Origin of the sequence: Mesorhizobium sp. M8A.F.Ca.ET.161.01.1.1 (assembly GCF_004792105.1) — a bacterium.
Classification (GTDB): Bacteria; Pseudomonadota; Alphaproteobacteria; order Rhizobiales; family Rhizobiaceae; genus Mesorhizobium.
Window position 1 is genome coordinate 1 of the sequence record NZ_SRTD01000160.1, and the last position, 372, is coordinate 372.

The 372-nt window shown below is 58.9% G+C and carries 1 protein-coding gene; it reads right to left on the bottom strand.

The genetic code is table 11. The annotated features are described in order from the left end of the window. The coding region (locus EN804_RS35115) for an AAA family ATPase (protein ID WP_135922337.1) at positions 1 to 372 on the bottom strand (372 nt) is incomplete at both ends.

Consider the following 372-nt stretch of genomic DNA (forward strand, 5'->3'; position numbering starts at 1 on the left):
GCGACGAAAGCCTCTTCAAGTGTTGCGGCATTACGGCTTCTGGTGATCGCATCGGGCGTATCGCTGATCAACACCTTGCCAGCATGCATCAGCGAAATCCGGTCGCAGCGCTCCGCCTCATTCATGAAATGGGTGGAGATGAAGATGGTGACATTATCGTTGCGCGAGAGATCGGCGAGGATTTGCCAGAAGCCGTCACGCGCCACCGGGTCGACACCAGAGGTCGGCTCATCTAGGATGAGAATATCGGGCGAATGGATCATCGCCACCGCCAGCGACAGCCTCTGCCGGATGCCAAGCGGCAGGTCGTCCGCCAGCGTGTCCATGACCGCGACAAGATCGAAACGTTCCGCCATTTCGGCGATACGCGGT